General features: G+C 69.1%; 7 protein-coding genes. 3 read left to right on the top strand and 4 right to left on the bottom strand.

Features of this window, described 5'->3' with window-relative positions; genetic code table 11:
* Positions 1-908, top strand: a 908-nt coding sequence (locus tag RDU12_RS13025; protein ID WP_308685013.1) for a mitochondrial fission ELM1 family protein, incomplete at its 5' end; no start/stop codon positions are given.
* Positions 909-975: 67 nt separating this feature from the next.
* Here the strand turns inward: RDU12_RS13025 and RDU12_RS13020 are convergent.
* Together RDU12_RS13020 and RDU12_RS13015 are read right to left on the bottom strand one after the other, a co-directional pair.
* A complete protein-coding gene (locus RDU12_RS13020) occupies positions 976-1,365 on the bottom strand; it encodes an endonuclease domain-containing protein (RefSeq protein ID WP_300290197.1) in 390 nt (129 codons plus the stop codon).
* Between the two features lie 116 nt (positions 1,366-1,481).
* Positions 1,482-1,655 carry a hypothetical protein gene (locus RDU12_RS13015; RefSeq protein WP_300290196.1) on the bottom strand — a complete coding sequence of 58 codons (174 nt, stop codon included), beginning with the start codon at positions 1,653-1,655 and terminating at the stop codon, positions 1,482-1,484.
* Between the two features lie 49 nt (positions 1,656-1,704).
* Here RDU12_RS13015 and RDU12_RS13010 point away from each other — a divergent pair, with 49 nt between their 5' ends.
* Positions 1,705-2,187: a hypothetical protein gene (locus tag RDU12_RS13010; RefSeq protein WP_308685010.1), complete on the top strand. Its 483-nt coding sequence runs from the start codon at positions 1,705-1,707 to the stop codon at positions 2,185-2,187.
* A gap of 38 nt (positions 2,188-2,225) precedes the next feature.
* Entirely contained in the window at positions 2,226-3,236 is a 1,011-nt protein-coding gene (trxB, locus tag RDU12_RS13005; protein ID WP_300290194.1) for a thioredoxin-disulfide reductase, read from the top strand.
* Between the two features lie 19 nt (positions 3,237-3,255).
* Here trxB and RDU12_RS13000 read toward each other — a convergent pair whose 3' ends face one another.
* On the bottom strand, positions 3,256-3,663 hold the full coding sequence (locus RDU12_RS13000) for a response regulator (protein WP_300290192.1): 408 nt from the start codon (positions 3,661-3,663) through the stop codon (positions 3,256-3,258).
* 74 nt (positions 3,664-3,737) lie between these two features.
* Positions 3,738-4,379, bottom strand: a 642-nt coding sequence (locus tag RDU12_RS12995; RefSeq protein ID WP_308685007.1) for a sensor histidine kinase, incomplete at its 5' end; no start/stop codon positions are given.

Below are 4,379 nucleotides of genomic sequence, written 5' to 3'. Positions count from 1 at the left end.
CCGTACAGCGGCTGACCCCCGCCGACATCACCGTCAAACGCATCCGCTGGCGCAAGGCCTTCGACAAACTGCCCTCGGCCCTGAAGGCTGGCTGGATGCTGGACCCGTCGTCGGACCCGGTCGAGCCGGGCCCGGGCGAGACCTGGCCGGACCTGTGGATCGCGACCGGGCGGGCAACCCTGCCGCTGTCGATACGCGTGAAGGAGCGGTCCGACGGCCGGACCTTCGTGGTGCAGACCCAGGATCCGCGCTGGCGAAATGACGCCTACGACCTCGTCGTCGCCCCGGCGCATGACCAGCTCACGGGCCCCAATGTTCTGTCGATCACCGGCTCGCCGCACCGGGTGACGCCTGCCCGACTGGCGGAGTCGGCCCCCGCGTTCGCTGACCGGCTGGAGAAGCTGCCGGAGCCTCGCGTGGCCGTGTTGATCGGCGGCCGCTCGCGCGCCTACGACCTACCCGAGGCCTATGCCGCCATCCTCGTCGAGCGGATTCGCGATGCGATCGACGGGCATTGCGGCTCGCTGATGATGACCTTCTCCCGGCGAACGCCGGAGGCGGCGAAAGCGACCATGATCGCGCGCCTGAGCGATCTGCCCGGATGGATCTGGGACGGAACCGGCCCGAACCCGTACTTCGCCTTCCTCCACTATGCCGACCACGTGCTTGTCACGATCGACAGCGCCAACATGGCCGCCGAGGCGGCCTCGACCGGCAAGCCGGTGCACATCCTGCCCATGACCCCGCGCAGGAAGGCGGACAAGTTCGACCGGCTTCACGCGGACCTGGAGGCGCGCGGCGTCTCCCGGCCGTTCGATCGATGGCTGGACGAGGACTGGACCTACGAGCCGCTCGACGAGACCGGTCGCGCGGCCCGGGTCGTGCTGGAGCGGATGGGGCGGGCCTAGGAGACCGCCCCCGCCCGGTCGACGCTGCGCGCCGACCACCCTCCCCGTCTCGGGGAGGGAAATCGCCTCAGCCTTCTCCCTCCCCGTCCCGGGGAGGGTGGCCGCGCAGCGGCCGGGTGGGGGCGGCCGCCTCAAGCCGCGCCACAATCCAAGCCAGAACGCCATCCAGATTGTCCCGGATCGATGCGTTGTCGTAGCGCAATGTCGTGAACCCCTCACGCGCGAAGGCGGCGTCCCGGCGCCGGTCCTGCTCGACCCGCCAGTTATGCCCGGCGCCGTCGACCTCGACGATCAACCGCCGGTCGAGGCAGATGAAGTCGGGGTAGAACCCAAGCATCGGGTGCTGGCGACGGAAGTGATATCCCCGCGCTCGCAGACGCCGCAGCGCTACCCAGAGGCGAGCCTCAGGAGGACTCATCCTCTTGCGCATGGCCCGGGCTCTGGCGACAACCGGCATCTGCTTTTCTCCGCGCACTTATAGATTGCGCGACTGGAGAGGGTTGTGCAAGCGGCCGGCCCCACCCGGTCGACGCTGCGCGTCGACCACCCTCCCCGGGGCGGGGAGGGATAAGGTCAGTCGCCCTTGCCGCCCTTGCTCTTGCTCGCGTCCAGGGCGACGCCGAGCGCCACGCCGATGGCGACGCCGACGCCGATCCCCATGGCCAGATTGTCCATCGCCACGCCCAGGCCGGCGCCGATGGCCACGCCGAGGGCGATGCCGATGCCCAGATGACTGCGGCCTTCCATATCTGACTCCCGGTTGCCGAACGAATGATCGGCAGACTAGCATCCGGGCATGATGATCACAGCCCTTGTCCTCGCCGCCGCCCTGGGCGCGCCGTCCCCTTCCATCGCCGCCCAGCAGGCGACAGGTCCCGTTCCGGACCGGATCGACATCTGGTGGTGCGGTTTCACCCCCGGCGGCAAGCAACTTCTGCCGGTCCCCTACGGGGCCTTCTTCAGCGACGACGATGCGCCCTTCGTGGACCGGAACGGCTACGCCTACATCACCCGGCAGGGATGGGCCGACATCTCGAAGACGCCGTTCACCGGCGCCGAGGGCCGGGACTGGTTCAGGAACAGCGAGCCGCTGGTCGTCAACGGCGCGACCTACGCCAAATACGGCCTCCCTCGGATCCTCGGCCCCGACGAGGTGGCGTATCTCGCCGAACACGACGAGGTCGGCGTGTTCGCCGAACCCAATCCGGGCGACACGCCGGAGGTCATCTACGCCCTCGTGGCCCCCGACTGCTCATTCCAGCCCTACCAGCGCCGGTAGCCCTCCCCTTCGCGGGAATCAGCGCCTAGATTAGGCGAATGAGCACTCCCCGCACCGTCCGCGTCGCCATCATCGGGTCCGGCCCCGCCGGCTGGACCGCCGCCATCTACGCCGCTCGCGCCATGCTGAACCCGGTGGTCGTCGCCGGCCTGCAGCCCGGCGGCCAGCTGACCATCACCACCGACGTCGAGAACTATCCCGGCTTCGCCGACGTCATCCAGGGCCCGTGGCTGATGGAGCAGATGCGCGCCCAGGCCGAGCATGTCGGGACCGAGGTGATCGAGGACATCGTCGTCAAGGCCGACCTGTCGCAACGTCCGTTCCGCCTGACGCTGGATTCCGGGACCGAACTGCTGGCCGAGACGGTGATCATCTCGACCGGCGCCCAGGCCAAATGGCTGGGGATCGAGTCCGAGGCCAAATACCAGGGCTTCGGCGTCTCGGCCTGCGCCACCTGCGACGGCTTCTTCTATCGCGGCAAGGACGTGATCGTGGTCGGCGGGGGCAACACCGCGGTCGAGGAGGCGCTGTTCCTGACCAATTTCGCCTCGAAGGTGACGGTCGTGCACCGCCGCAACGAGTTCCGGGCCGAGCGGATCCTGCAGGACCGGCTGTTCTCCAACCCCAAGGTCGAGGTGATCTGGGACTCGGCCATCGACGAGATCCTGGGCGAGACCAACGACATCGGCGGCGTCAACGTCACCGGGGCGCGGCTGAAGAACGTCAAGACCGGCGAGACGCGCGAGATCAAGGCGGACGGGGTGTTCATCGCCATCGGCCACGCCCCGTCGTCGGAGCTGTTCGCGGGCCAGCTGGAGACCAAGCAGGGCGGCTATCTGGTGGTCAAGCCGGGCACCGCCGCGACGGCCATCGAAGGCGTCTGGGCGGCCGGAGACGTGACCGACGACGTCTATCGCCAGGCCGTCACGGCGGCGGGCATGGGCTGTATGGCGGCGCTGGAGGCGGTGCGCTTCCTGGCCGAGCAGGACCACAAGGCCAAGGGCCATCCGATCTCGCACAAGGAAGCGGAGAAGATCGGGGTCTGGTGAGCCGGACGAGGCCGGGCGATCAGCCGAACAGCTGCAGTCCCGGCGGCGCATACTGCACCGGGGCGCCCGAGCGGCGGCGCAGGGCGTAGTCGACCGCCTTCTGCACCGCGGCTTCGTCGGTCGGCTTGGACAGGACCCCGATGGTGCCGGCGACGCCGTCGCGCACCATGCCGGGATTGGCCGTCATGAACAGCACCGAGACGCCGAGCTCCTGACCCAGTTCGCGGCCGAGCGCCACGCCTGTGGGGCCGTCCGACAGGTGGATATCGACGAGGGCGAGATCGACATCGCTCTCACGCACGATGTCGCGGGCGGACGCGGCGTCCGCCACGGTCGCCACCACCTCATGGCCGAGGTCCTCGAGGACGAAGCGGAGCTCCATCGCCACGAGGGCCTCGTCTTCGATGATCAGAATGCGGGCGGTCATTTCGGTCGGTCAGTCAAAAATCGTTGTTCATCCGGGAGAGCCGGAGAAAGCGTGGATGGATCGCCCCGGTTCCGTCATGCGACGTTTTGCGCCGCGCGGCGGCGGGACAGGGCGGTTGCGGGGAGGTCCGCGATCACCTGCAAACCGGACGGCGACCACTTTCGTTCCAGCCGGCCGCCCAGTTGGGCCTCGACGGACAGGCTGGCGAGCGAGGAGCCGAAGCCGGTGTGGGCGGGGGGACCGGCGACGGGCGGCCCGCCGGTCTCGGTCCAGGTCAGGATGAAGCGGTCGTCCGCGCGCCGGGTGTCCAGCGCCACCCGGCCGTCCTCGCGCGACAGGGCGCCGTATTTGGCGGCGTTGGTGGCCAGTTCGTGGAACAGCAGGGCCACCGAGGTCGCGGCCTGGTCGTCGAAGGTGGCGTCGTCGCCGCTGAGGATGATCCGAGGCTTTCCCTTCAGGTCGCTGTAGGCCTTGAACAGGTCCGTCAGGAAGGCGTGCAGCGTCATCGAGCCGACCGTCGGCTTCGAGCTCTCGGTATGCGGCCGGACGAACTCGTGGGCCCGGGCCAGGGCGTTGATGCGGGTGCGGACCGCCGTCGCAAAGGCCCTGGCCTCCGGGTGCTGGCGGGCCGAAAGCGCGATCAGGGCCGAGACCACGGCGAAGATGTTCTTGATGCGGTGGCTGAGCTCCTGGCTGAGCAGCTCCTTGGCCTGGTC

The sequence above is a fragment of the Brevundimonas sp. genome (assembly GCF_031082345.1).
GTDB lineage: Bacteria > Pseudomonadota > Alphaproteobacteria > Caulobacterales > Caulobacteraceae > Brevundimonas.
Note: the sequence above shows the minus strand (reverse complement) of the source record. Positions and strands in the feature narration are given on the sequence as shown.

Coding starts and splice junctions, on each gene's coding strand:
- RDU12_RS13020 (WP_300290197.1), bottom strand. CDS start 1,365: ATGCCGGTTGTCGCCAGAGCCCGGGCCATGCGCAAGAGGATGAGTCCT.
- RDU12_RS13015 (WP_300290196.1), bottom strand. CDS start 1,655: ATGGAAGGCCGCAGTCATCTGGGCATCGGCATCGCCCTCGGCGTGGCC.
- RDU12_RS13010 (WP_308685010.1), top strand. CDS start 1,705: ATGATGATCACAGCCCTTGTCCTCGCCGCCGCCCTGGGCGCGCCGTCC.
- trxB (WP_300290194.1), top strand. CDS start 2,226: ATGAGCACTCCCCGCACCGTCCGCGTCGCCATCATCGGGTCCGGCCCC.
- RDU12_RS13000 (WP_300290192.1), bottom strand. CDS start 3,663: ATGACCGCCCGCATTCTGATCATCGAAGACGAGGCCCTCGTGGCGATG.